We start from the raw sequence: 26,777 nt of genomic DNA, 5'->3' as shown, positions 1-26,777 counted from the left end.
GGTATCCTTGTGCAGGAAATTGTCTTTTGATAGTTCCTGTATTTTAAGGAAATTCGGATCTGTTAGAATTCCCTTATTAGGACATGCTGAGTTTCATAAAACGATCGGATGGGATGCAATGGACAGAGTGATGGCGGCAACGGTATTCAACCATATCTGTGATTTGGGCAGTCTGAGCGCCGCCGCGCGTGCGCTGGGGCTTTCCCGTCCGATGGTCAGTCGTTACCTCGACGAGATGGAGAGATGGGCGGGTGCAAGGCTTATCCATCGCTCGTCGCGCCGTCTGACGATCACGCCAGCGGGTGAAGAGGCATTAGTGAAAACGCGTTCTCTGGCGCAGCTTTCGCTGGATATTGGTGCCGCCAGCGCCGCGCAAACTCCCTCTGGCACGCTACGTGTGGCCTGTGCGCATTTTACAGCTATGCATATTTTAGCGCCGGTACTGCCCGCGTTTCTGACGAAGTATCCGCAACTGCGTATCGAGGTGGAGATCAATAATCAACCGGTAAGCCTCGTTGGAGAACGCATTGATGTGGCGATCCGTATAACGGAAAACCCTGAACCTGGAACTATCGCCCGTCGCCTTGGCGACTGTAAATCGGTACTGTGCACGTCTGTCGAGTACCTGCATCAACATGGCACTCCTGAGACTATCGACGACCTTACGCGGCATAATTGTCTGTACTACAGCGGGTTTGCCGGAAAATCCTGGCACTTTCTGGATGCCCAGGGGCGGGCTGCCGCTGTTGCGATTAAAGGCAATTTGAGCGCCGGGATCTCTTCGTTGCTCTGTGAGTCGGCGTTGGCGGGAACGGGCATTGCGCTGGTGCCGGAACTGGAGGCGCGGGAAGGGCTGGCACAGGGAAAGCTGGTTAGACTCTTGCCCGAGCTTCAACCAAAAAGCCTGCCAATTTATGGTTTATATCTTTCGCGGGAGCATCAGCCTGCAGGACTGCGCCTGTTGCTGGACGCGCTCAGTGAAAAACAGCGCCTAATAATTGATTGAATACGCTTATAAAATAGTCAAATCGCAATTTGTGTTAAACAAAACATATCCGGAAGTGAGATTATTCTTATCGCCCCTTCAAGAGCTAAGCCATCGTGAGTGCCGGAGATAAGCGCCGGATGGGGCCGGAACCCTTAAGCCTGCCAGCAAGCAGCCTTAAGGGTTTTTTGTTGTCTTCACGTAGTGCCCGAACGGGATTGTACCTACTTGCCGTGAGTCTGCAGACCGATGTTGTCAAAAAATAGCCGTGGTGACATTTAAGTTTAAAGAATCATAACCGCTTTATATCGCACAGAGAATGCAGAACAGACCCTTTGGTAAATCATTACTGTGTGCGCTGTTCTGGTCACCGTATCAGCTTGAAAATAATATAACCCCTGCCTACGGGCGAGTGAAAAATGGCAATGGGTGGTTAGCCAGCCGTTAACTTTTTTCCGTTCACCGCTCTGCGAATCTCATCTCTGATAACTCCCTGGTTAGGTATAGCCTGACAGAGGAAGTTACCCCTTCTATCACAGAAATAGTCATTTTCTATACATCTTTTGATTATCGACCTGTCTCGCCGATTGAAATTACTTAATCCATTATTAATCAATACATTGAACAAAAAAATCCATCCCTGTTAACCCACGCAGCAGGGTCTATGCTTAGTAAAAGGGGGCAAAAAGGGCGATTAACCCGAATGCCCCTGCTGTTGAGGGGTTGAAGTGATAATCATTATCACTAACATGTTGTTATAGCTTGAAAGCTAGTGACTCGAGGTAACCCTATGGAATTGCATTCAGGAACATTTAACCCGGACGATTTTGCCTGGCGAGGTCTGACGTTAACGCCAGCGGCTGCGGCGCACATCCGCGAGCTGGTGGCAAAGCAACCCGACATGTTAGGCGTGCGTTTAGGCGTGAAGCAAACGGGATGCGCGGGATTTGGCTACGTGCTGGACACCGTTCGCCAGGCGGAAAAAGACGATCTGCTGTTTGAAACGGAGGGGGCCAGACTTTATGTACCGTTACAGGCGATGCCGTTTATCGACGGCACAGAAGTTGATTTCGTGCGCGAAGGATTAAATCAGCTATTTAAATTTCATAACCCGAAAGCCCAGAACGAATGCGGCTGTGGCGAAAGTTTTGGGGTATAGGCGGTACTATGTCTCGTAATACTGAAGCAACTGACGATGTCAACACCTGGGCTGGCGGGCACCTTAATTACAAAGAGGGCTTCTTCACCCATCTACAAACCGATGAGCTGGCGAAAGGGATCAACGAAGATGTCGTGCGCGCGATTTCGGCAAAACGTAATGAACCCGACTGGATGCTGGAATTTCGCCTGAATGCCTTTAAAGCGTGGCTAACCATGGAAGAGCCGCACTGGCTAAAAGCGCATTACGATAAGCTGAACTACCAGGAGTACAGTTATTACTCCGCGCCGTCCTGCGGTAATTGCGATGAAACCTGCGCGTCTGAGCCGGGCGCGGTGCAGCAAACGGGGGCAAATGCGTTTTTAAGTAAAGAAGTTGAGGACGCATTCGAGCAGCTTGGCGTGCCGGTCCGCGAAGGCAAAGAGGTGGCGGTTGATGCCATTTTTGACTCGGTGTCGGTGGCGACAACTTATCGCGATAAACTGGCGGAACAGGGCATTATTTTCTGTTCGTTTGGTGAGGCGATTCACGATCACCCTGAGCTGGTAAAACAATATCTGGGTACGGTTGTCCCGGGTAATGACAATTTCTTTGCGGCGCTAAATGCGGCGGTGGCCTCCGACGGCACGTTTATTTATGTCCCGAAAGGTGTGCGTTGCCCAATGGAACTGTCGACCTATTTCCGTATAAATGCGGAAAAAACCGGTCAGTTTGAACGCACCATTCTGGTTGCGGATGAGGGCAGTTACGTCAGCTATATCGAAGGCTGTTCAGCCCCGGTACGCGATAGCTACCAACTGCATGCCGCGGTGGTAGAAGTCATCATCCACAAAGATGCCGAAGTGAAATACTCGACGGTACAAAACTGGTTCCCTGGTGATGGTAACACCGGCGGCATTTTGAACTTCGTCACCAAGCGCGCTCTGTGCGAAGGCGAAAACAGCAAAATGTCGTGGACGCAGTCGGAAACCGGCTCGGCCATTACCTGGAAATACCCAAGCTGTATTCTGCGCGGCGACAACTCTATCGGCGAATTCTACTCCGTCGCGCTGACCAGTGGTTATCAGCAGGCCGATACCGGCACCAAGATGATCCACATCGGCAAGAACACCAAATCGACCATTATCTCGAAAGGGATCTCTGCGGGACACAGTCAAAACAGCTATCGCGGCTTAGTGAAGATCATGCCGACCGCAACCAACGCCCGCAACTATACCCAATGCGACTCGATGCTGATTGGCGCGGATTGTGGAGCGCACACCTTCCCGTATGTGGAGTGTCGTAACAATAGCGCCCAGCTTGAGCATGAAGCCACGACCTCGCGCATTGGTGAAGACCAGCTGTTTTACTGTTTGCAGCGCGGCATCAGCGAAGAGGATGCCATTTCGATGATCGTCAATGGTTTCTGTAAAGACGTGTTCTCTGAACTGCCGCTGGAATTTGCCGTTGAAGCGCAAAAACTTCTCGCCATAAGTCTTGAACACAGCGTCGGTTAAAATTTAAGGAAAGCACATGTTAAGCATTAAAGATTTACAGGTCAGTGTGGAAGATAAGGCGATCCTGCGTGGGCTGAGCCTGGATATTGGCCCCGGAGAGGTACACGCCATTATGGGGCCGAACGGTTCCGGGAAAAGTACGCTTTCCGCAACGCTCGCCGGGCGCGATGACTACGAAGTCACCGGCGGGACGGTAGAATTTAACGGTAAGGATTTACTGGAACTGTCACCCGAAGACCGGGCCGGTGAAGGGATCTTTATGGCATTTCAGTATCCGGTAGAAATCCCCGGCGTCAGTAATCAGTTTTTCCTGCAAACGGCACTGAATGCGGTGCGCAGCTACCGTGGCGAAGAGTCTCTGGACAGGTTTGACTTCCAGGATCTGATGGAAGAGAAAATCGCGTTATTGAAGATGCCGGAAGATTTGTTAACGCGTTCGGTCAACGTTGGTTTCTCAGGTGGCGAGAAAAAGCGTAATGACATTTTGCAAATGGCGGTGCTGGAACCTCAGCTGTGCATTCTTGATGAGTCGGACTCCGGGCTGGATATCGACGCGCTGAAAGTCGTTGCGGATGGCGTGAACTCGCTGCGCGACGGGCAACGTTCATTCATTATCGTCACCCACTATCAGCGCATCCTGGATTACATCAAACCCGATTATGTGCACGTTCTCTACCAGGGGCGAATTGTGAAATCCGGTGATTTCACGCTGGTCAAACAACTGGAGGAGCAAGGTTATGGCTGGCTTAGCGAACAGCAGTAACGTGCTGCAACAGTGGCATCATCTGTTTGAAACGCAAGGGGAGACGCGCTCGCACCATGCCCATCAGCACCTGCAGCAGATGCTGCGTCTGGGACTGCCAACGCGTAAGCATGAGGACTGGAAATACACACCGCTGGAAGGATTAACCAACAGCCAGTTTGTCAGTCATGTCACTGAGATAACGTCCGCCCAGTGTGAAGCGTTAGCGCCGGCTATTGATGCTGTCCGCCTGGTGTTTGTTGACGGGCAATTCTGTCCAACGCTCAGCGACAGCGTGGAAGGTAGCGGGTTTAACATTACCGTTGATGATGTGCGCCAGTCGCTACCGGCGGCTATCCAACCGGAAGTCTTTCTGCACCTGACCGAAAGCCTCTCCCGCAGCGTAACGCACATTCAGGTGAAGCGTAACCAGCGACCGGCAAAACCGTTGCTGCTGCTGCACATTACCCAGGGGCTGGCGGGTGATGAGGTGAACACGGCGCACTATCGCCACCATCTGGATCTGGCAGAAGGCGCAGAAGCCACCGTCATTGAACACTATGTCAGCCTCAGCGAATATCGCCATTTTACCGGTGCACGATTAACGATGAACGTCGCGGCAAACGCACACTTGCGCCACATCAAACTGGCGTTTGAGAATCCGCTCAGCCACCACTTCGCGCATAATGATATTCAGTTGGGCGCTGATGCCACGGCCGCCAGCCACAGCTTTTTACTCGGTGATGCGGTGTTGCGCCATAACACCAGCACCCAGCTTAACGGCGAAAACACCACGCTTCGGCTTAACAGCCTGGCGATGCCGGTGAAAAATGAAGTCTGCGATACCCGCACCTGGCTTGCGCACAACAAGGGATATTGCAACAGTCGACAACTGCATAAAACGATTGTCAGCGATAAGGGGCGGGCGGTATTCAATGGCCTGATCAACGTCGCTCAGCACGCCATTAAAACCGATGGTCAGATGACCAACAATAATTTGCTGCTCGGAAAACTGGCGGAAGTGGATACCAAACCGCAGCTTGAAATTTATGCCGACGACGTGAAATGCAGCCACGGGGCGACGGTAGGGCGGATCGACGACGAGCAGATGTTCTATCTGCGTTCGCGCGGGATCGGCCAGCAGGATGCCCAACAAATGATTCTCTATGCGTTTGCCGCTGAGCTGACTGAAGCCCTGGGCGAGGAAACGCTGAAACAACAGGTCCTGGCACGGATCGCCCAACGCTTGCCGGGAGGCGTAGCATGACATTTCCCATTGAAAAAGTGCGGGCTGATTTTCCGGTCCTGACGCGTGAAGTGAACGGTTTACCGTTGGCGTATCTGGATAGCGCCGCCAGCGCGCAAAAGCCCAACCAGGTGATTGATGCCGAAGCCGAGTTTTACCGTCACGGCTATGCCGCGGTCCACCGCGGGATCCATACGCTGAGCGCGCAGGCCACGGAAAAAATGGAGAATGTGCGCAAGCTCGCCTCGCTGTTTATCAACGCCCGTTCAGTTGAAGAACTGGTGTTTGTTCGCGGCACAACGGAAGGTATTAACCTGGTGGCTAACAGCTGGGGCGGCAGCAATGTGCGGGCGGGAGATAACATTATCATCAGCGAAATGGAGCACCACGCCAATATTGTGCCCTGGCAGATGTTGTGCGCTCGCGTAGGTGCAGAACTGCGCGTTATTCCGCTCAATACAGAGGGGACGTTGCAACTGGAAACGCTGCCGACGCTGTTTGACGATCGCACGAAACTGCTGGCGATTACCCATGTGTCTAACGTGCTGGGCACGGAAAACCCATTGGTTGAGATGATTGAGCTGGCGCATCAATACGGCGCGAAAGTGCTGGTGGATGGCGCACAGGCAGTTATGCATCATCAGGTGGATGTGCAGGCGCTGGATTGCGACTTCTATGTTTTCTCTGGGCACAAGCTCTACGGGCCAACCGGTATTGGCGTTCTGTATGCCAGAGAGTCGTTGCTGCAGGAAATGCCGCCGTGGGAAGGCGGTGGGGCGATGATTGCGACGGTGAGCCTGAGCCAGGGGACGACGTGGGCCAAAGCCCCCTGGCGGTTTGAAGCCGGAACGCCAAACACCGGGGGAATTATTGGACTCGGCGCGGCTATTGAATATGTTTCCGCGCTGGGGCTTACTGAAATCAGCGAATATGAACAATTCCTGATGCGCTATGCGCTGGAACAGCTGGCGGATGTGCCGGATTTAACGCTCTACGGGCCGGATAATCGTCTGGGGGTGATTGCGTTTAACCTCGGCAAACATCATGCCTATGATGTCGGAAGTTTTCTTGATAACTATGGCATCGCCGTGCGGACAGGGCATCACTGCGCTATGCCGCTGATGGCCTACTATAACGTTCCTGCGATGTGCCGGGCGTCGATTGCCATGTACAACACCCACGAAGAAGTGGATCGCCTGGTAACGGGCCTCAAGCGTATTCATCACTTACTGGGATAACAGGGAGGCGTTATGGCTGCGCTGCCGGATAAAGAAAAGTTGTTGCGTAATTTTCTGCGTTGCGCTAATTGGGAAGAGAAATACCTGTACATTATTGAACTGGGTCAGCGTTTGCCGGAATTAAACGACGACGATCGTAATACGGAAAATAGCATCCAGGGCTGTCAAAGTCAGGTATGGATTGTCATGCGTCAGAATGCTGAAGGAATTATTGAATTACAGGGCGACAGCGATGCGGCAATTGTGAAAGGGCTTATCGCTGTCGTATTCATTTTATATGACCGCATGACCGCCCAGGATATTGTGAATTTTGATGTGCGTCCGTGGTTTGAAAAAATGGCGCTCGCACAGCATCTCACACCGTCTCGTTCACAAGGGCTGGAGGCGATGATTCGGGCTATTCGCACCAAAGCCGCAACTCTTAGCTAAACTGATAAAACACGTCAATTTTCAGCCGACGTAAAGAGTGAGGTAGTGCAACGCAGTGACTCGTAGGCCGGATCGGGCGCTCGACGCCGTCCGGCAGGAACGCCAGGGGGGTGAGTATGAAACGCGCGTCTGTTATTACGTTAATGCTAATCGGCGCTTACAGCGCTATTCAGGCCGCATGGGCGGTCGATTATCCTTTGCCTCAGGCGAACAGCCGTCTTGTTGGGCAAAATCAAACCTACACCGTGCAGGAAGGCGATAAAAACCTACAGGCGATTGCCCGTAAGTTTGATACCGCCGCAATGCTGATCCTTGAAGCCAATAATACGATTGCCCCCGTACCTAAACCCGGAACGCTAATTACTATTCCCTCGCAATTACTGCTACCGGATGCACCCCGAGAAGGCATTATTGTGAATCTGGCGGAACTGCGTCTGTATTACTTCCCGCCGGGAGAGAATATTGTTCAGGTTTTCCCAATTGGTATCGGTTTGCAGGGGCTGGAAACGCCGGTAATGGAAACCCGGGTTGGGCAGAAAATCCCGAATCCGACCTGGACCCCTACAGCAGGCATCCGTAAACGCTCTTTGGAGCGCGGCATAACATTACCGCCGGTAGTACCTGCCGGGCCAAATAACCCGTTAGGACGCTTTGCACTGCGTCTGGCGCATGGAAACGGTGAATATCTGATCCATGGCACCAGTGCGCCTGACAGCGTGGGACTGCGCGTAAGTTCTGGGTGTATTCGCATGAACGCGCCGGACATCAAAGCACTGTTTGCTCAGGTCCGGACAGGAACGCCGGTTCGGGTGATTAATGAGCCGATAAAATATTCGATAGAGCCGAACGGAATGCGCTATGTCGAGGTGCATCGACCGCTGTCGCCGGAAGAGGAGCAAAACGTCCAGACCATGCCGTATGTGCTGCCAGCCGGTTTTACCCAGTTTAAAGACAATAAAGCCGTCGATAACAGTTTGGTGGAAAGAGCCTTGTATCGTCGTGCGGGCTATCCGGTCACCGTAACGGCCGGGCAAGCGTCGGTCGTAAGCAATGGCGCGGAAGTGAAGTCTGCACAGAATGGCGTGCCGGGAGAGGATGCAGAGGTGCGCGCTACGCAATAACAGGGAAGGGTAATTCAGAGCAAAAAAAATGGCGCACAATGTGCGCCATTTTTATTACACAGATACTATTACTTGCGGTATTTAGTAGCTGCGTTGTCCAGACGCTGGTTAGCGCGAGCTGCGTCATCTTTAGCAGCCTGAACGTCGGAACGCATTGCGTTCACGTCGTTGCTCAGCTGGTCAACTTTAGCGTTCAGAGTCTGAACGTCAGAAGACAGCTGATCGATTTTAGCGTTGCTGGAGCAACCTGCCAGCAGAGTAGAACCCAGGATTACCGCGCCCAGTACCAGTTTAGTACGATTCATTATTAATACCCTCTAGATTGAGTTAATCTCCATGTAGCGTTACAAGTATTACACAAAGTTTTTTATGTTGAGAATATTTTTTTGATGGGAATGCACTTATTTTTGATCGTTCGCTCAAAGAAGCATCGAATTGTGCAAAAACGGCTAAAAACCCGAGTGAAAACAGAAAGCTTCCATCGGATTCATCTTAGATAATCACGGATTAGATAGTGAAATCCGATTTGATTTTTTATTAATTGTAGCTATCGATAAAATAAAAAAAGCGCCACCAGGGCGCTTTTTTAAGCAAATTAATTCGCGTTGGAATTATTACAGCACGTGAACGGATGCCGTGTTGGTCGTGCCGCTCGGAACCAGTGCACCGGAAACCATCACCACAACGTCACCTTTCTGAGCCAGACCGCTTTCCAGAGCGACTTCTTTACCCAGACGATAGAAATCATCGGTAGAGCTGATTTCTTTAACTACCTGTGCAACAACGCCTTTGCTCAGCACCAGCTGACGCGCGGTAGTTTCGTTGGTGGTCAGCGCCAGGATGGTGGCATCCGGGAAGTATTTACGTACTGCGCGAGCAGATTTACCGCCCTGGGTTGCTACAACGATCAGCGGGGCATCCAGTTTTTCTGCAGTTTCAACCGCGCCACGGCAAACGGCTTCGGTGATGCGCAGTTTGCGGCTGTCGTTGTTGAAGTCCAGACGGCTGGTCATCACGCGGTCGGTACGCTCACAGATGGTTGCCATGATGGTGACGGCTTCCAGCGGGTATTTACCTTTTGCAGACTCGCCAGACAACATGACTGCATCAGTACCGTCGAGGATGGCGTTCGCTACGTCACCGGCTTCAGCGCGGGTCGGACGCGGGTTTTTGATCATGGAGTCCAGCATCTGGGTCGCAGTGATAACGACTTTACGTGCACGGATACATTTTTCGATGATCATCTTCTGCGCGAAGATAACTTCTTCAACCGGGATCTCAACGCCCATGTCGCCACGAGCAACCATGATGCCGTCAGATGCTTCGAGGATTTCGTCGAAGTTGTTCAGGCCTTCCTGGTTTTCAATTTTGGAGATGATCTGGATGTTTTCGCCGCCGTGCGCTTTCAGGTGCTCACGGATTTCAACGACGTCAGAACGTTTACGGATAAAGGATGCTGCAACGAAGTCAACGCCTTGCTCGCAACCGAAGATCAGGTCCTGTTTGTCTTTTTCAGCCAGTGCTGGCAGCGCGATGGAAACGCCCGGCAGGTTAACGCCTTTGTTTTCGCCCAGGTCGCCGTTGTTCAGCACTTTACAGATAACTTTGTTACCTTCGATAGCGGTAACTTCCATGCCGATCAGACCATCGTCAACCAGAACGGTATTGCCGACGGACAGATCTTTAGTGAAGCCTTCATAAGTAACAGCAACGATTTCGTTGTTGCCGACGACAGATTTGTCGGTGGTGAAGGTGAAGGTTTGGCCCGCTTTCAGGGAAACGTCGTTACCGCCTTCCAGTTTGATGGTACGGATTTCCGGACCTTTGGTGTCGAGCAGGATTGCGGCTTTCTTGCCGGTTTTGCTCATGACGTTGCGCAAATTCTTGATGCGCTGACCGTGTTCTTCATAGTCCCCGTGGGAGAAGTTCAGACGCATGACGTTCATGCCCGCGTCCAGCATTTTGGTTAACATCTCTTCGGATTCGGTTTTCGGACCGATGGTGCAAACAATTTTCGTCTTTTTCATGACAGTCTTAGTCTTTAAGTTGAGAAGGATATGGAAATCTGGCTCCCGCCGCGCACGGACGGGAAGCTAAACCTGAGTTACGAAAGTTGTGATGCCTCGCTCTAAGGATAGGTGACATCGAAAGAGCGTGCAGAGGAATGTGTGCTTGTGTTTCAGCCCAACGGGATGGTGAGTTTTGTAGTCGTTGAGTTTTACAGGTCAATGTGCTGAAACCATTCAAGAGACAATTGGCGCGCATTATACGCTGAAAATTATCAAAAAGGAAAATGGAAACAGCGTTTCAAAACACTTCTGTGCAGTTTTACAGAAAATATTCATTAATTTGTTTCCAGGTATGGATAAAGAGGTTATTCGCAGCAGCATTTGTTGCGCAACAAGGTGTAATTGTCATCCCAATCCCTGACTTTTTGTGTATAACGCCGACCAAACCAACATATTTCTAAAAGTTATATCAAATGCGTTTTAATTCATTTTAAAAGCCAATCTCACTGATTACACTCGTTTGGACATCCATACTGCTAAACAGCCAAAAGCGCTAGCAGCAGAACAATAAGCAGCAGCGGATACCTAAACGACATGATTGTCCTGAAAAATATTTCGAAAGTGTTTACGCCAGGCAGGCTTGCCATTACCGCTGTCGATAACGTCAACCTGACGGTTGAACAGGGACAGATTTACGGAATTATTGGTTACAGCGGGGCGGGGAAAAGCACCTTAATACGCTTACTTAATGGTCTGGAAAAACCGACTTCAGGCAGCGTAACGATTAACGGCCACGATATCTCTGCCGCCCGTGGGGAATCTTTACGTCAGGCGCGACTGAAAATCAGCATGGTGTTTCAACACTTCAATTTGCTGTGGTCACGAACGGTTAGTGAAAATATTGCGTTCTCTATGCAAATTGCTGGAGCGCCAAAAGCATCGATTAAAGCGCGAGTTGCTGAACTGATTTCGCTGGTGGGGCTGAGCGGTCGTGAAAATGCGTATCCGTCTCAGCTGAGCGGTGGGCAAAAACAGCGGGTAGGAATTGCCCGTGCGCTGGCGAACAATCCTGACGTTCTGCTGTGTGATGAAGCCACTTCGGCGCTGGATCCGCAAACTACCGATCAGATCCTCGATTTGCTGCTCGATATTAATCGCCGCTTCAAATTAACCATTGTGCTGATCACGCATGAAATGCACGTGGTACGCAAAATCTGCGATCGCGTCGCGGTAATGGAAAACGGCAGGGTCGTTGAGGAAGGCGACGTGCTCAACGTCTTTACCCATCCGCAGCAGCCGATCACCCGACAGTTCGTTCGTCAGGTGAGTCAGTACACCGAGGAAGACGAGTTTAACCCACAGTTGGCCCGCGAGCTGGGCGGTGTGGTGATCAAGCTAACGTTTACCGGGCAACGTACGCATCGGCCTGTGGTTGGCGAATTGACCCTGCGCTATGGCCTGCCGTTTAACATTTTACACGGCAAGATGACGCAAACCGCGCACGGTGTGTTTGGTCAGCTTTGGGTGCACGTTGTGGCCTCTGAGGAACAATTGAACAATATTTTGGCCGATCTGCGCCAGAGCGACATTGAAGGCGAGGTAATCAACCATGGCTGAAGAACTGTTTCCTCATCTGAAGTGGGAGCAACTGCTGGCAGCAACCCAGGAAACGCTCTACATGACGGTCCTTTCTGGCGCAGCGACCTTTGTCCTGGGCGTTGCACTTGGTCTGGCTCTGTTCCTGACCGCACGCGGCGGACTGTTTCACAATCGCGCGGTGTATAGCGTTATTTCGCTGGTGGTGAATATCTTTCGTTCCATCCCGTTCATCATTCTGATCGTGCTGCTGATCCCGTTTACCAAAGCGATGGTTGGCACCATTCTCGGCGCTAATGCCGCGTTGCCTGCGCTGATCGTAGGGGCCGCACCGTTTTATGCGCGTCTGGTCGAAATTGCCCTGCGTGAAGTCGACAAAGGGGTTATTGAGGCGACGCGTTCGATGGGCGCACGGCTAAGCACGCTTATTTTTCGGGTTTTACTGCCGGAATCCTCTCCTGCTCTGGTGTCCGGGATCACCGTGACGCTGATTGCGCTGGTCAGCTACAGCGCGATGGCAGGGGTGATTGGCGCCGGTGGTTTAGGGAATTTGGCCTATCTGGAAGGATTCCAGCGCAACCACAGCGACGTCACGCTGGTGGCGACGGTGACGATTTTGCTCATTGTCTTCATCATCCAGCTTTGCGGCGATGTGATCACCTCTCTGTTAGATAAACGCTAATAAAATACGGAAACCATTATCATGAAAAAATCACTGACGTTACTCGCCGCAGCAACCTTAAGCGCCCTGAGCTTTGCCTCCTGGGCTGATACTCTGACCGTTGGCGCCTCTAACGTGCCGCACGCGGAGATCCTTGAGCAGGCTAAGCCTATTCTGGCGAAGCAAGGGATCGATTTAGAGATTAAACCGTTCCAGGATTACATTCTGCCCAACACCGCGCTGGCTGGCCGTGAGATTGACGCTAACTACTTCCAGCATATTCCGTACCTGAACAGCGTGATTAAAGATCATGCGGGCGATAAAACCTATGATTTCGTCAGCGCCGGAGCGATTCACATCGAGCCAATTGGGATCTATTCGAAAAAAGTAAAATCGCTTAAAGATCTGCCGGAAGGCGGCAAGGTCATCATGCGCGATGCGGTATCTGAGGAAGGCCGTATTCTGTCGATTTTCGAAAAAGAGGGCGTAATCAAGCTGAAGCCGGGCGTGGATAAAGTCACCGCGCGCATTAGCGATATCGTCGAGAACCCGAAAAAACTGAAGTTCCTGCCTAACGTGGAAGCCGCGCTGTTACCGCAGATGTATAACAACGACGAAGGCGATGCGGTGGTGATTAACGCTAACTACGCCATCGACGCCGGGCTGGATCCGGTAAAAGATCCTATCGCCGTCGAAAGTGGTGAAAACAACCCGTATGCCAACATCATTACCGTGCATCGTGGCGACGAGAAGAAAAAAGATATCGTGGCGCTGGTTGATGTCCTGCACTCAAAAGAGATCCAGGACTGGATCCGCACCAAATATAAAGGTGCGGTGATCCCGGTAAATAACTGATCCGCTGGCGTTGCCTTATCCGGCCTACGACGTTCTGTAGGCCGGATAAAACGCGTTGGCGTGGCCATCCGGCGCTAGAGTTTCACTCGCTCAATCCTCGCTGGCAACCCCTGGCGCACCGCTGCACCTGACACCCAGTCAAGCCAGGTATTGGCTACCTGCCGGGTAGGATCCGCAAAGCCCAAATCGTTGAGATTAATCCCCGACCTTATTTGTGCGTCAAACGCCATCGGCTTGCCGTCGAGCGTATGCTGCGCCGCGCCCATTTCTTTATGCCCATAACCGTGTTCAATGGCGATCACGCCCGGCATCACGCCATTAAGCAGGCTTATCTGCGCCTGCGCCTGACCGCCAGGCGTGGTGATACGCACCATATCGCCGTGCGCTAAACCATATCGTTGACCATCCTGCGGATTGAGCGCCACCAGATTAACCGGCTTCAGATGATGCAAACGTGGGATCACCGCCGTGGCGCTGGACATGGTATTGGATTTAAAAGAAATCAGTTTCAGCGGCCACTCTTGTTCCGGGAACAACTCCTCGACCGCACGCCCATCTGACAGGCGTGAAGGATACCAGGCCGGGCAGCCGCTGTAGCGCTCGCCGGTAATTGCATGGCGGTGCGCGGCGACGTCCGCATTCCAGATTTGTAGCGGTTTTTCCCACGCATTGCCTATCCGATTCTCAACCCGCCCGCTGTTGTCCGGCGCAAAACGCCCACCGCGGGAGTAGATAAACGCCACCCGGCTGATTTCATCGGCTTTCAGCGTTTGGGTCATCACTGGCACGATCCGCTGTACCCCAGTCAGCGCTATGTCTTCCGGTTGCGCTTCAGCGACCGGTGCTTTGCCCATAAACGCAATATTGGCGGCGAGTCGCAGGTAGTAATCTTCCGCACGATTCAACGGATAGTGATTGCCCTGCGGATCGGTAATCGCATTGTCACCAAATCCGGGGAGCCCGATACGTTTTGCCACTGCGATACAGAAAGATTCCATCGAGGCGGGTTGACCATCAGCGGTTCTGCTGGTTGCCGCTGTCACTACCGGCCAACGCGCGGTGGTGGCTTTACTGGCAACGCCGGCCCACGGGGCGCTGAATCCCCAACTTTCGAAGTTGTGGGTATCCGGCACGATGTAATCAGCCAGCGCCGTGGTTTCGTTCATAAAGGCGTCAATAGCGATAAACAGCGGCAGACGCGCAGGATCCTTGAGCTTTTCTTCCGCCACGCCGCGCAACCCTGCGATGCCGTAGAACGGGTTGGTCATGTTTGAGATCCAGGCTTTCAGCGGATAAGGGTAGCCTTCCAGCGCCGAGACGAGGAGTTCGGTAAGCTGGCCTGCGACAAACGGATACCACGGGGCTTTGGCCGGGAAGGGCGATTGTCCGGCCGCCACCTTATTGCGATACTCTTCGGAAGACTCATAAGCAGTTTTACTGCGCGCGATGCTTAATCCTTTTGGTTTTACCTTCCCGGCGAAGCTGTCCATGTTGTAGCGCGGACCGTCGGTGGCGCCATTGAACTTGCCGCCGCCGACAAATACGCCGCCTTCAAGACTGAGATTGCCAATCAGCGCATTGAGCATCATCACCGCCCAGGCGTTATAAAATCCATTGCCTGCCATCATTCCACCGTGCGTAATCACCGCTGCCTGGCGGCCATGGCGGGTAAACGCGTCGGCCAGGGCGCCAATGTCAGCTTCAGACACGCCGCATTGCTGGCTGTACTGCGTCAGCGTTAGTTTCCCGGCGGACTCTTTCAGACACTGGAAGCTGCTTTTTACCATCACCGTCTGACCGTCTGCCAGCGTGACCTGGCGGGTGACGAACAGCTGCGCGCGTGGGCAACTGCTGGCGGCGACAATTTCGCCGGCCTCGTTAATGACCACCGGCTCCTGGGCGGCGTTTGCACTCAAGTGCGCGAGGGTTAAATGCTGTCCGGCAAGGGTTGGAAGCTCATCGGTAATCACCAGATGCGTGGCGTTAGTCCAGCTTTTTTCTCCGGCCTGCTGCATGGCCTGTACGCCGGGAATGGTGAGATAATCGGCGTTATAACGCTGCTTTTCGATAATCCAACGGATCATCCCCATCGCCAGCGCGGAGTCACTTCCCGGACGTACAGGCTGCCAGTGGCCGCGATTGTCAGCCTGCACCGTGGTCAATGGCAGGGCCGGCGCCACCACCACATAACGGAAGTCGTCGCGTAAACGGGCGCTGGCCAGTTGGCGAGCCTGGCGCTTAAACGGGTTACCGGATTGCGCCGGAGACGTTCCCATAAATAGCGCGAATTTGACGTTGTCCCAGTCGGGCTTCACGTGGGTATTTTTATCCAGATCGCCCATTAACGCACCGGAACCGGCACGGTATGCCAGACCACAGTAAGCGCCATGAGCGCCGAAGTTTTTACTGCCAAAACTATTTAATGCAAAGCGGCGCAAAAATGTATCACGTCCTTCATCGCTGGTATTGGTGACCAGCAGTTGATTGGATTTAGGGCCAAAGCCGGGATGCCTGGCATCAAGCGGTGTGTTGGTGTCATGGATTGCCCGCAAGCCGTCAACGTGGCCTTCACCAAACAAGTCGCCGCCTTCCACCACCTCTTTGATCAGCTGTTCGAAGCTGATGCGCTGCCATTTTCCCTCACCGCGTTTGCCGACACGTTTCATGGGCTGGAGAATGCGTAACGGGCTGTATAAACCTTCAAGTAAGGTTGCGCCACGGGCGCAGGCCGTGGAACGCGCGTCAAGACCCGTTTCGCCCGCCAGTTGTTCCATTGCGGTGGCAAAGGGGACGGAGGCGTCAATATGGTGCTCGTGAGACAATGGGTGATAGGGGTTGCCCGCAATGCGCAACACCTTGCCTTGTTCGCTGTCAACGCGCACCCGCACGCCACACTGCGTCCAGCAGCCGAAGCACTGTGTCATGGAGATAACCTGCTGCGAGTTCTGCTGCCAGCGCGACTGGGCATTGGCTTCGGGGATGAGGGCGTTACCAAAGATGCGGTCTCGGGTAATTTTGCCCGAGGAGCCGTCCAGCAAACCGTCTATCGCGCGCTTTGCCACATCCCGATAACTCAGGCCAAAAGTCACCATACCACCTACGGCAAGGCCTACTTTAAGCCACTGACGACGGGTTAAATTAGCCATGTTGCATTCTCCTTGCGATCGCGTTCAGGGCTTCACGAACAATAATGATCAGTGCTATCCACAGGCCGAAGGTGCCCACAATGGCCAGCCAGCCATCGGTACCACCGGGCAGGGTGTAAGGATTAAACAGCGCGTTAAATTTCGGTACGGTCTGCACCTGGATAAGTAACGTCCAGCGCATCAGCCAGCACAGCGCCATCGCGCTAAATGCAAGTAATATGCGCAGCGGCAGCGATAAGGGGTTACGGAGCACCAGCCCGCACAGGACAAGCGAAACAAGCCATAGCGCAACCCAACCGATAGCGTATTGTCGTGCTAATGGGGCAACGTTCAGCCATTGGCGAATAGCCGAACCGGAAAGCGTGTTGCCGCTCATCCATATCACCACGACCAAAGCCAGTACCATCAGGGTGACTGTCTGCCCCCACGCCAGTTTGCGGGCCAATGTTCCCTCGCGTTTTGCCGCGGCGATGAGCAGGGCGAGAAACGTTTGCAGCGCGCTGAGGAACATCGCAACCGGAAAGGCGTAGCTGAACCAGACGGGACGCGCCTGCACTACCGACACTTCGCGGCCGGTGTATACCAGCAACCCGATGGCTGACAAGGCGCTACCTATCGCCAGCCACTTAGTGACGCTGTAACTTTTAAGCGTTAACCGTTTAACATGCTGCGCCAGAAACCACAGACCTAAGAAGCCGGTAAATAGCGGTAAAAACAGCGCGCCCCAGGGCATCCAGGACCACGGCGTCGGCCAGGCGTAGAAATGCCAGACGCGGGCGGTTTGGTGTAAGTCAGCGGTCAGCGCCAGCGGCGCGGTAATCGCGCAGGTCAGGGCGATTAACAGCGTCAGGTTTTCCAGTTCCGGCATCTCTTGTTTACGCCAGTGAAGCACGCAGGCGAACAGCGCGGCGCAGGCGGCAATGCCGATGAAAAAGAAATATTGTACGGCCCAGGGTAACCAGCTTACGTCCTGGGGATGGGCCAGAACCTCTTCAATAACCAGTGAATGGTTCATTTAAACCTCCTGCCAGAGAGCGGGTTGAGCACGTCCCATCAACGGGGTTACAAACGCTTCGTCCAGACCCAGATAGAACACGTGCGGTGATGTCCCGTTTTCCGGTTTCAGGACTTTGATGGCGTCATGGTGTTCACGCAGCATTTGAGAAATCCGGCTGTGCGGATCTTTGATATCGCCTATGATGCGCGCGCCGCCGACGCAGGATTCCACGCAGGCCGGGAGCAGGCCAGCTTCGAGGCGATGAACGCAAAAGGTACATTTATCTGCGGTTTGTGTTTCATGGTTGATGAACCGCGCATCATAAGGGCAGGCCTGCACGCAGTAGGCGCAGCCCACGCAGCGCGTGTTGTCGACCACCACAATGCCATCTTCGCGTTGGAAGGTAGCCTGTACCGGGCAAACGGGCACGCAGGGAGGATTATCACAATGGTTGCACAGCCGCGGCAGCAGGACGTTGGTGACGCTCTGCTGACCTTCAATCTGCACCTGGTACTGGTTAACGAGGGTGCGAAATTCACCCTGCGGCGTCTGGTTTTCAATGGCGCAACTGACAGTACAGGCCTGGCAGCCGATACAGCGTCGCAGGTCAACCAGCATGGCGTAGCGATGCTGAAGTGAGCCTTCATGGCGTTCAGGCGAGAAGGGAAATTGCGCCTGAGCCAAGGGTACCAGTGATGCGCCAGCGGTCAGGACGCCCAGTTGCTGGAGAAACTGCCTTTTACTGCTGTCCATATTTTCTCCCGTCACGATGCAACAACGAAACATTGGTCACGCCGTTGGTTTGCGTGTGATGAATAAAGAATCTTGATGATTTACAGTGTAAAAATCGTGACGGGGGGTACTCTATTGTGGTTAACCACATACCCGGCTTGTTGTTGATCTAAAACAACATAATTGACAGGGATAATTGAGTGGGACGCAACGTAGCAAAATGTCTGACGGTGCTGGTGTCGCTATGGATGCTAAGCGGTGTGGTCAGGGCCCAGACGTGGAACATTGGCGTTTTGGCGATGCGTGGGGAGGTCTCCACGCGTAATCACTGGCAGCCGCTGGAAACCCTGTTGAATCAGCAAATTCCCGGCGAACAGTTTCATATTCAACCGCTGGACCTGCGGCAGATGCAGGAGGCGGTGAATCGTGGAACGGTACAATTTGTGGTCACTAATCCGGCGCAATTTGTTCAACTAAACAGCCGCGCTGCGCTACGCTGGCTGGCGTCACTCCGTTCTACTCGCGGGGGGAAAGCCACCAGTAATGTGATTGGCAGCGCGATCCTCGTCAGGCGCGATAGCGGGATAACCTCCGCACACGATCTGATCGGCAAAACGGTGGGTGCCATTGATGCTCAGGCATTTGGCGGCTATTTGCTGGGATATAAAGCGCTCAGCGATGCCGGGCTGCGCCCGGAGCGCGATTTGCGCCTGACGTTTACCGGATTTCCCGCCGATGCCTTACTCTATTTATTACGCGAAAAAGCCGTGCAGGCAGTGATTGTGCCGGTGTGCCTGTTGGAAAAAATGGACGAAGAAGGGCTTATTCGTAAAACAGATTTTACGGCGGTGCTTAACCATCCAACGTCGATTCCCTGTTTAACCAGTACGCCGCTCTATCCTGACTGGTCATTTGCGGCACTGCCTGCGGTAAGCGACGAGCTGGCCGATCGCGTCACGCGGGCCCTGTTCAATGCGCCGCAGAATGCGACGTTTCGCTGGGGGGCGCCCGCCTCGACCCGCGAGGTGGAAGCGTTGCTGCGCGATGTCCGCCAGCATCCGCAGCAGCGCCAGTTGTGGCTGGATGTCAAAAGCTGGTTTATTCAACATCGGCTGGCGATGGGGGCCGCGGCTCTCGTACTGTTGTTGCTGACGCTCAATTACATCTGGGTGATGTTGCTGGTCCGCCGACGCGGCAGGCAATTGGAGCGAAACAACGTATTGTTGCGCAAACAGGAACAGGAACTGGAAACCGCTCGCCAAATGAGCGTGCTTGGCGAGATGACGTCGGGTTTTGCCCACGAGCTCAATCAGCCGCTATCGGCCATCCGTCATTATGCGCAGGGCTGTCTGATCCGCCTGCGTAGTCAGGATCAACAGCATCCACTGCTGCCCGCGCTGGAGCACATTGATACCCAGGCGCAGCGGGGGGCTGATACGCTGCACAATCTTCGCCAGTGGGTCAGCCAGGCACAGGGCAATCCGGTGATGACCGATGACTGGCAGGTCGTCAACGTTCATGATGCTATCCATCACGTCTGGCAATTATTACGCATGCCCCAGCAATTCCCGGCGGTAGCGCTGCAAACGCAGATCGGTAAGGCGTTAACATTAACGTTGCCAAGTGTTCTCCTCGAACAGGTACTGGCCAATGTGGTTCTCAACGCCGCCCAGGCGGGGGCAACCACCGTGTGGTTTAGCGCTCAGCGTGAGGATGGTGATGTGAGTATTCAGGTGCAGGATAACGCCGGAGGTATTGATGAGGTGCAGCTGTACCAGGCTTTTCAGCCGTTTATGACCACCCGTAAAGAGGGCATGGGGCTGGGGCTAGCCATTTGCCAGCGGCTGGTGCGCTACGCAAACGGAGACATTGAGATCAAAAATCATCAGGCTCCAGATGAAAAAGCGGGCGTGGTAGTGACATTACATTTTAAGCAAAATCCGGAGGGAGGCCGTCGTGGCAATCATTCATCTGCTGGATGACGATATCGCCGTCACCCAGGCTTGCGCGTTTTTACTGGAAAGTCTGGGATATGAGGTGTGTTGCTGGGAGCAAGGCGAAACATTCCTCTCCGAGGCAAATCTGCATCAGGTGGGCGTACTTTTGCTGGATATGCGTATGCCTGTACTGGATGGGCATGCTGTGCATGAAGCCATGCGCCAGCGTGAGAGTACGCTGGCGGTGGTATTTCTCACCGGGCATGGCGATGTGCCGATGGCGGTTGAGCAAATGAAACGCGGTGCGGTCGATTTTTTGCAAAAGCCGGTTTCCGCCGCGCCTCTGCAAGCGGCGTTAGAGCATGCAGTGCAGATTTCTCACGCCGCCTTTTCGCGACAAGAGATCGTGGTTTGCTATCAGCAGCTTACGCCAAAGGAGCGAGAGCTGGCGCAACTGGTAGCAAAAGGGTTAATGAATCGGGAAATTGCTGATGCCATGAATATTGCCGTGCGCACGGTTGAGGTTCATCGGGCGCGGGTGATGGAAAAAATGCAGGCGGGGAGTCTTGCTGAACTGGTTAATCGACTGCAGAGGATTCAGTAAATTTATGACATTTATTTGATTTTCATTGAATTTTGTCTAATCCGTCAGACTGATATATGCTGTTGGTTTGAGTTAATGACGAGCGGGAAAAAATGGGAAATCAGACCAAAGACGATGAGTTGTACCGTGAAATGTGCAGAGTAGTCGGTAAAGTAGTGCTGGAAATGCGCGATCTGGGACAAGAGCCTAAGCATATCGTCATTGCGGGAGTACTGAGAACCACCCTCGCCAACCAGCGTGTGAAGCGCAGCGAGTTAGAAAAACAGGCTATTGAGACCGTCATTAAAGCATTAGCCGGTTAATCCACAAAAAGAGGATGGTGGTCTCGTTCGCCGTCCTTTTATTCTCGTCACGTTAATTTATCAATATATATAATTTAGTGCTGCAATTAGAGGAGTAACCTTCGCTGTATATTGAGTTATATTCCGAATGATATATTAAAATATATATGCGAGTAGAGTCACAAATATTTGCAAAGCATGTGAAATATTATTTCAACTTATCTTAATGATAATAAATCTCACTCCGCATTTATTATTTCCCTTCCGTTTTTTAATTGATGACGATCAAAACTATGAGCGCTGAATAACCACATTATCTTTACGCCTAACCCTAAAGGATTAGATTCATTCAGTTTAACCACCGTCATTTTACGCGATCAGGTTAGGGCAAAAATTTACGTGTTGTTGGCAACATTAACCGCCCGAAATGGCTTGAGTTGCACGGGTTTAATTTAGCCTGGAGGTGTTGCTAACACAGCGTTTGCGAAGAGGATGCGAAATAAATGAATCAGGTTGATCGTCCATTTTTAGATTGTGGTTTAACGCGGCTTGAATTTCTGCGGATATCAGGAAAAGGTTTGGCGGGATTAACCATCGCCCCTGCACTGTTATCACTTTTTGGCTGTAAGCAGGAAGATATCGACAGCGGTACCGTGGGGCTTATCAATACGCCGAAAGGGGTGCTGGTGACCCAGCGAGCGCGCTGTACTGGCTGCCACCGCTGTGAAATTTCCTGTACCAATTATAACGATGGTGCCGTGGGGACTTTCTTTTCCCGTATAAAAATCCATCGCAACTTCTTCTTTGGCGATGATGGCGTCGGGTCCGGTGGCGGACTTTATGGCGATTTAAACTATACCGCTGATACCTGCCGTCAGTGCAAAGATCCGCAATGCATGAAGGTCTGCCCCATTGGCGCTATTACCTGGAAACAGGAAGACGGCTGTATTGCGGTGGATCATAAACGTTGTATTGGCTGCAGCGCTTGTACCACCGCCTGCCCGTGGATGATGGCGACCGTGAATACCGAAACAAAAAAATCCTCAAAATGTGTGTTATGTGGGGAGTGCGCCAATGCTTGTCCGACTGGGGCATTAAAAATTATCGAGTGGAAAGATATTACTGTTTGATAGATAGCAGGCATACCTGATACGCGTCATTAATTGCCAAAAATATCGCAGTTTTGCAAAAAAAACTGCCTGAAGGATGGCGGGTATATCTATTAAACCTTCTTGCAAAGGAAAACATGATGGCTAATGGTTGGACAGGTAATATTTTACGGGTCAATCTCACCACGGGGAATATCACCCTTGAAGATTCCAGTAAATTTAAAAAATTTGTCGGCGGGATGGGCTTTGGTTATAAAATTATGTACGACGAAGTCCCGCCAGGCACCATGCCTTTTGATGAAGGGAATAAACTGGTTTTCGCCACCGGGCCATTAACGGGCTCTGGTGCCCCTTGTAGCTCCCGCGTCAATATCACCTCCTTATCGACTTTTACCAAAGGCAATTTAGTGGTGGATGCTCATATGGGCGGCTTCTTTGCTGCGCAAATGAAATTCGCCGGTTACGACGCCATTATTATCGAAGGCAAGTCCGCGACGCCTGTCTGGATCAACATTAAAGACGAAAAGGTCAGCATCGAAAAAGCCGATTTCCTGTGGGGTAAGGGAACGCGCGCCACAACCGAAGAGATTTGCCGCATTACCAGCCCGGAAACCTGCGTCGCCGCTATTGGTCAGGCGGGTGAAAATCTGGTGCCGCTCTCCTGCATGATCAACAGTCGCAACCACAGCGGAGGCGCCGGTACTGGCGCGGTAATGGGGTCGAAAAACCTGAAGGCTATTGCGGTAGAAGGGACCAAAGGGGTCAATATTGCCGATCGTAAAGAGATGAAGCGGCTCAATGATTACATGCTGACCGAGCTCATCGGTGCCAACAACAACCACGTTGTGCCAAGCACCCCGCAGGCCTGGGCAGAATACTCTTCGCCAAACTCGCGCTGGACGGCCCGTAAGGGACTGTTCTGGGGCGCGGCAGAAGGGGGACCAATCGAAACCGGGGAAATCCCGCCGGGTAACCAGAATACCGTGGGTTTCCGTACCTATAAATCCGTGTTCGATCTGGGGCCAGCCGCTGAGAAATACACGGTCAAAATGAGCGGCTGCCATTCATGCCCCATTCGCTGTATGTCGCAGCTCAATGTCCCGCGGGTGAAAGATTTTGGCGTGCCAAGTACCGGCGGTAACACCTGCGTGGCGAACTTTGTCCACACCACCATTTTCCCCAATGGCCCGAAAGATTTCGACGATAAAGACGATGGGCGCGTGGTGGGAAATCTGATTGGCCTGAACCTGTTTGACGATTATGGCATCTGGTGTAACTACGGGCAGTTGCACCGTGATTTTACTTACTGCTATTCGAAAGGCGTTTTTAAGCGCGTACTGCCAACTGAAGAGTATGCGGAGATCCGCTGGGATCAGTTGGAAGCGGGCGATCCTCATTTTATTAAGGATTTTTACTACCGGTTGGCGCATCGCGTGGGGGAACTCAGCCATCTTGCGGACGGATCGTATGCCATTGCTGAACGCTGGAATTTGGGCGAAGAGTACTGGGGTTATGCCAAAAATAAACTGTGGTCGCCGTTTGGTTTTCCCGTCCACCATGCAAACGAGGCCTCTGCACAGGTGGGGGCGATCACCAACTGTATGTTTAACCGTGACTGTATGGCGCACACCCATATCAACTTCATCGGTTCCGGTTTACCGCTGAAATTACAGCGCGAAGTGGCGGGCGAGCTGTTTGGTTCGCAGGATGCATACGACGAAACCAAAAACTACACCCCGATCAATGCCGCCAAGATCAAATATGCCAAATGGACGCTGCTGAAAGTCTGCCTGCATAACGCGGTTACGTTGTGCAACTGGGTGTGGCCGATGACGGTTTCACCACTCAAGAGCCGTAACTATCGCGGCGATTTGGATCTGGAAGCAAAATTCTTCCAGGCGGTCACCGGCGATGAAACCACGCAGGAGAGTCTGGACCTGGCCGCTGAACGCATCTTTACCCTGCACCGTGCCTATACGGTCAAATTGATGCAAACCAAAGATATGCGCAATGAGCACGATCTCATCTGCTCCTGGGTGTTTGATAAAGATCCGAAGATCCCGGTCTTCACTGAAGGGACCGACAAGATGGACCGGGAGGATATGCGTCAGTCGCTGACGATGTTCTATCAGGAAATGGGCTGGGATCCAGAGCTGGGTTGCCCAACGCGTGAAACCCTGAACCGACTCGGACTTGAAGATGTAGCCGCTGATTTGGCTGCACAAGATCTGTTGCCGGCGTAAGGAATGCGAGATGACTAACGTGAGCGACGTTCTGACCCCCGTTGAGGCGTTTCCTGACGAAGTGGATAGCCGAAAGAGACAGTGGCTGCAGGCGTTTCACCCGCCTGTAGAACAGATGAATGCGCCCCAGGTTCAGGAACCAGCCAGCCCGGAGTCGATTGTGGCAGATTTTATCCGCCAGCATTCAGCATCGGGGCAACTGGTGGCGCGCAGTGTCTTTTTGCTGCCGCCTTATTCGGTTCCTGAAACCGATCTTTCCGCGCTGCTGGATGTGCTGGGCCAGGACGCGAATGGTGCGGATATCACCTGTGTGCAGGGTGCGGAAGAAGCATATTTCTATTCGACGCAAACCATGACGGCAAATTACGCCGACATGTGTATGCAGGTGGTGGAAAACGACATCTGCCGTGCGATTGCCGAGGCGGTACGCTTCGACTGTCGAACGTATCCTCGCCCTTATAAGGTCGCCATGTTGACGCAACCGCCGTATCGCTTTGAGTCTCAACAGATTGCCGCTGCGCTCACGGCTATGGAAACGCATCCTGATTATGCAGATATACGGACTGTGGAATCGTCAAATGCGGAGCCTTATTTGTTCAGCGAACGTTTTATGAGTTATGGCAAAGCGTACGGCCTGTGCGAATGGCTTGAGGTTGAGCAGTATCAGAACCCCTGAATTATTCAGGTTGATGTCATGGAACGTGTGGACGACCACTGTCACAGTATTAGAGGATAACCCGATGTCCTTCACCCGACGAAAATTTGTCATTGGCATGGGGACGGTGATTTTTTTCACTGGCCCAGGTCAAAATCTGTTAGCGAGTACCAGGAGTTCTAAAGACGTACATTACGTCATGATTCACGATGAATCACTGTGTAACGGATGTAATATCTGCGCCCGCGCATGCAGGAAAACCAACCATGTTCCTGCGCAGGGTAGCCGTTTGTCTATAGCTCATATTCCGGTTTCGGACAACGACAACGAAACGCTGTATCACTACTTCCGTCAGTCCTGCCAGCACTGTGATGATGCCCCCTGTATTGAGGTGTGTCCGACTGGCGCCTCATGGCGAGATGACAACGGCATTGTGCGGGTAGACACGTCTTCCTGTATCGGCTGCAGTTACTGTATTGGCGCGTGTCCTTATCAGGTGCGTTATCTCAACCCGCAGACCAAAGTGGCGGATAAATGCGACTTCTGCGCTGAATCACGTCTGGCGAAAGGTTTCCCGCCGATCTGTGTTAATGCCTGCCCGGAACATGCGCTGATTTTTGGTCGCGAAGATAGCCCGGAAATACAGACCTGGTTGAGAGAAAATAAGTATTACGAGCATCAACTTGCAGGCGCCGGGAAACCCCATCTGTATCGTCGGTTCGGTCAACATTTGATTAAAAAGGAAAATGTATGAACGCGTCGCAGAATGCCGAACAGTTTCACGCCCAGCTTGCGCAGTTTGTTCCCCTGTTTTCACCGGACTACTGGCCTGTGTGGTTGGTCATCGCCGGGTTAATGCTGGTGGGGATGTGGCTGGTGCTGGCGCTACACGCCATGCTGCGCTTTCGGGCCGCGCATAAAGCGTCGGCAGGGCACGGTGAGAAAGTCTATTTATACTCGAAGGCCGTTCGTTTGTGGCACTGGTCGAATGCGCTGCTATTTCTGCTACTTCTGGTCAGTGGCCTGGTCAATCACTTCTCCGTCGTCAGTGCGTCGGTGATGAAAAGCCTGCTTACCGTGCATGAGGTCTGCGGCTTTTTGTTGCTCGCCTGCTGGATTGGCTTTGTCCTGATCAATCTGATTGGCGGCAACGGGCATCACTATATTATTCAACGTCAGGGCTGGATCGGACGAGCGCAAAGACAAACGCGTTTTTACCTGTTTGGCATTATGCAGGGCGAGTCACACCCATTCCCGGCATCAAAGCGTTCTAAATTCAACCCGCTACAGCAGGCGGCCTATGTTGGCGTGATGTATGGCTTACTGCCACTGCTGCTGATCTCAGGGTTGTTATCGCTCTATCCGACGGTTGTCGGTGACCTGTTCCCCGGCGTGCGTTACTGGTTGCTCCAGGCGCACTTCGCGCTGGCAATAATCAGTCTGTTTTTCATTTTTGGGCATCTTTATCTCTGCACGACAGGTCGTACGCCGGGCGAAACCTTCAAGTGTATGGTGGATGGCTATCACCGGCATTAA

Annotated in this window: 25 protein-coding genes; 19 read left to right on the top strand and 6 right to left on the bottom strand. The window is 52.7% G+C overall.

Annotation, left to right across the window (positions count from 1 at the left end; genetic code table 11):
• The first annotated feature begins 118 nt into the window (after positions 1-118).
• The 8 genes from HVZ52_RS12335 (at position 119) to HVZ52_RS12300 (ending at position 8,416) form a co-directional block, all read left to right on the top strand.
• The gene (locus HVZ52_RS12335; protein ID WP_181598295.1) at positions 119-1,006 is read left to right on the top strand and encodes a LysR family transcriptional regulator; all 888 of its coding nucleotides are present in this window, start codon (positions 119-121) and stop codon (positions 1,004-1,006) included.
• 769 nt (positions 1,007-1,775) lie between these two features.
• The gene (gene sufA, locus HVZ52_RS12330; RefSeq protein WP_016152905.1) at positions 1,776-2,144 is read left to right on the top strand and encodes a Fe-S cluster assembly scaffold SufA; all 369 of its coding nucleotides are present in this window, start codon (positions 1,776-1,778) and stop codon (positions 2,142-2,144) included.
• Between the two features lie 8 nt (positions 2,145-2,152).
• A complete protein-coding gene (sufB, locus tag HVZ52_RS12325; protein ID WP_016152906.1) occupies positions 2,153-3,640 on the top strand; it encodes a Fe-S cluster assembly protein SufB in 1,488 nt (495 codons plus the stop codon).
• A gap of 16 nt (positions 3,641-3,656) precedes the next feature.
• Positions 3,657-4,403: a Fe-S cluster assembly ATPase SufC gene (sufC, locus tag HVZ52_RS12320; RefSeq protein ID WP_019076682.1), complete on the top strand. Its 747-nt coding sequence runs from the start codon at positions 3,657-3,659 to the stop codon at positions 4,401-4,403.
• Positions 4,378-5,649: a Fe-S cluster assembly protein SufD gene (sufD, locus tag HVZ52_RS12315; protein ID WP_016156369.1), complete on the top strand. Its 1,272-nt coding sequence runs from the start codon at positions 4,378-4,380 to the stop codon at positions 5,647-5,649. The genes sufC and sufD overlap by 26 nt, the downstream gene beginning before the upstream one ends.
• The gene (sufS, locus tag HVZ52_RS12310) at positions 5,646-6,866 is read left to right on the top strand and encodes a cysteine desulfurase SufS (RefSeq protein ID WP_181598294.1); all 1,221 of its coding nucleotides are present in this window, start codon (positions 5,646-5,648) and stop codon (positions 6,864-6,866) included. The genes sufD and sufS overlap by 4 nt, the downstream gene beginning before the upstream one ends.
• Before the next feature lie 12 nt (positions 6,867-6,878).
• Positions 6,879-7,295 (top strand): cysteine desulfuration protein SufE, encoded by a 417-nt coding sequence (gene sufE, locus HVZ52_RS12305; protein ID WP_016152910.1) that lies wholly within the window; start codon positions 6,879-6,881, stop codon positions 7,293-7,295.
• Positions 7,296-7,411: 116 nt separating this feature from the next.
• Positions 7,412-8,416 (top strand): L,D-transpeptidase family protein, encoded by a 1,005-nt coding sequence (locus HVZ52_RS12300; RefSeq protein ID WP_016152911.1) that lies wholly within the window; start codon positions 7,412-7,414, stop codon positions 8,414-8,416.
• Between the two features lie 68 nt (positions 8,417-8,484).
• On the opposite strand, the gene lpp is transcribed toward HVZ52_RS12300, so the two are convergent.
• From lpp to HVZ52_RS23030, 3 genes are all read right to left on the bottom strand, one after another.
• Positions 8,485-8,721: a murein lipoprotein Lpp gene (gene lpp / locus HVZ52_RS12295; RefSeq protein ID WP_003029373.1), complete on the bottom strand. Its 237-nt coding sequence runs from the start codon at positions 8,719-8,721 to the stop codon at positions 8,485-8,487.
• 309 nt (positions 8,722-9,030) lie between these two features.
• A complete protein-coding gene (pykF, locus tag HVZ52_RS12290; RefSeq protein WP_016152912.1) occupies positions 9,031-10,443 on the bottom strand; it encodes a pyruvate kinase PykF in 1,413 nt (470 codons plus the stop codon).
• Between the two features lie 7 nt (positions 10,444-10,450).
• Entirely contained in the window at positions 10,451-10,645 is a 195-nt protein-coding gene (locus HVZ52_RS23030) for a hypothetical protein (RefSeq protein ID WP_242637968.1), read from the bottom strand.
• A gap of 374 nt (positions 10,646-11,019) precedes the next feature.
• On the opposite strand from HVZ52_RS23030, the gene HVZ52_RS12285 reads away from it, so the two are divergent.
• The 3 genes from HVZ52_RS12285 to HVZ52_RS12275 are packed head-to-tail and all read left to right on the top strand — an operon-like array spanning position 11,020 to position 13,537.
• Positions 11,020-12,042: an ATP-binding cassette domain-containing protein gene (locus HVZ52_RS12285; RefSeq protein ID WP_016156371.1), complete on the top strand. Its 1,023-nt coding sequence runs from the start codon at positions 11,020-11,022 to the stop codon at positions 12,040-12,042.
• A complete protein-coding gene (locus HVZ52_RS12280; RefSeq protein ID WP_016152914.1) occupies positions 12,035-12,703 on the top strand; it encodes a methionine ABC transporter permease in 669 nt (222 codons plus the stop codon). Before HVZ52_RS12285 ends, HVZ52_RS12280 begins: the two co-directional genes overlap by 8 nt.
• A 21-nt stretch (positions 12,704-12,724) precedes the next feature.
• Positions 12,725-13,537 (top strand): MetQ/NlpA family ABC transporter substrate-binding protein, encoded by an 813-nt coding sequence (locus HVZ52_RS12275; protein WP_003029358.1) that lies wholly within the window; start codon positions 12,725-12,727, stop codon positions 13,535-13,537.
• Between the two features lie 74 nt (positions 13,538-13,611).
• Here the strand turns inward: HVZ52_RS12275 and ttrA are convergent, their stop codons facing one another.
• The 3 genes from ttrA to ttrB are packed head-to-tail and all read right to left on the bottom strand — an operon-like array spanning position 13,612 to position 18,433.
• The gene (gene ttrA, locus HVZ52_RS12270) at positions 13,612-16,683 is read right to left on the bottom strand and encodes a tetrathionate reductase subunit TtrA (protein ID WP_181598293.1); all 3,072 of its coding nucleotides are present in this window, start codon (positions 16,681-16,683) and stop codon (positions 13,612-13,614) included.
• On the bottom strand, positions 16,676-17,698 hold the full coding sequence (ttrC, locus tag HVZ52_RS12265) for a tetrathionate reductase subunit TtrC (protein WP_181598292.1): 1,023 nt from the start codon (positions 17,696-17,698) through the stop codon (positions 16,676-16,678). Before ttrC ends, ttrA begins: the two co-directional genes overlap by 8 nt.
• Positions 17,699-18,433, bottom strand: a complete 735-nt coding sequence (ttrB, locus tag HVZ52_RS12260) for a tetrathionate reductase subunit TtrB (RefSeq protein WP_019076686.1) — start codon at positions 18,431-18,433, stop codon at positions 17,699-17,701.
• A 227-nt stretch (positions 18,434-18,660) separates the two neighbouring features.
• Between ttrB and ttrS the strand changes: the two genes are divergently transcribed.
• The 8 genes from ttrS to phsC all read left to right on the top strand — a co-directional run bounded on the left by ttrS (position 18,661) and on the right by phsC (position 26,777).
• Positions 18,661-20,394 (top strand): tetrathionate respiration histidine kinase TtrS, encoded by a 1,734-nt coding sequence (ttrS, locus tag HVZ52_RS12255; protein WP_230675865.1) that lies wholly within the window; start codon positions 18,661-18,663, stop codon positions 20,392-20,394.
• Positions 20,369-20,953, top strand: coding sequence for a tetrathionate respiration response regulator TtrR (gene ttrR / locus HVZ52_RS12250; RefSeq protein WP_049268696.1), 585 nt, complete (start codon positions 20,369-20,371; stop codon positions 20,951-20,953). Before ttrS ends, ttrR begins: the two co-directional genes overlap by 26 nt.
• A gap of 92 nt (positions 20,954-21,045) precedes the next feature.
• Entirely contained in the window at positions 21,046-21,255 is a 210-nt protein-coding gene (gene fumD, locus HVZ52_RS12245) for a fumarate hydratase FumD (RefSeq protein ID WP_003029345.1), read from the top strand.
• Positions 21,256-21,737: 482 nt separating this feature from the next.
• A complete protein-coding gene (locus HVZ52_RS12240) occupies positions 21,738-22,364 on the top strand; it encodes a ferredoxin-like protein (RefSeq protein WP_016152920.1) in 627 nt (208 codons plus the stop codon).
• A gap of 119 nt (positions 22,365-22,483) precedes the next feature.
• Positions 22,484-24,586 carry an aldehyde ferredoxin oxidoreductase gene (locus HVZ52_RS12235; protein WP_181599293.1) on the top strand — a complete coding sequence of 701 codons (2,103 nt, stop codon included), beginning with the start codon at positions 22,484-22,486 and terminating at the stop codon, positions 24,584-24,586.
• A 10-nt stretch (positions 24,587-24,596) separates the two neighbouring features.
• A complete protein-coding gene (locus tag HVZ52_RS12230) occupies positions 24,597-25,262 on the top strand; it encodes a YdhW family putative oxidoreductase system protein (RefSeq protein ID WP_181598291.1) in 666 nt (221 codons plus the stop codon).
• Between the two features lie 64 nt (positions 25,263-25,326).
• Entirely contained in the window at positions 25,327-25,995 is a 669-nt protein-coding gene (locus tag HVZ52_RS12225; RefSeq protein WP_016152923.1) for a 4Fe-4S dicluster domain-containing protein, read from the top strand.
• Positions 25,992-26,777, top strand: coding sequence for a thiosulfate reductase cytochrome B subunit (gene phsC, locus HVZ52_RS12220; RefSeq protein ID WP_049040486.1), 786 nt, complete (start codon positions 25,992-25,994; stop codon positions 26,775-26,777). Before HVZ52_RS12225 ends, phsC begins: the two co-directional genes overlap by 4 nt.

The sequence above is a fragment of the Citrobacter sp. RHB36-C18 genome (assembly GCF_013814485.1).
Lineage (GTDB): Bacteria > Pseudomonadota > Gammaproteobacteria > Enterobacterales > Enterobacteriaceae > Citrobacter > Citrobacter braakii.
This window is presented reverse-complemented; position numbering and strand designations above follow the sequence as displayed.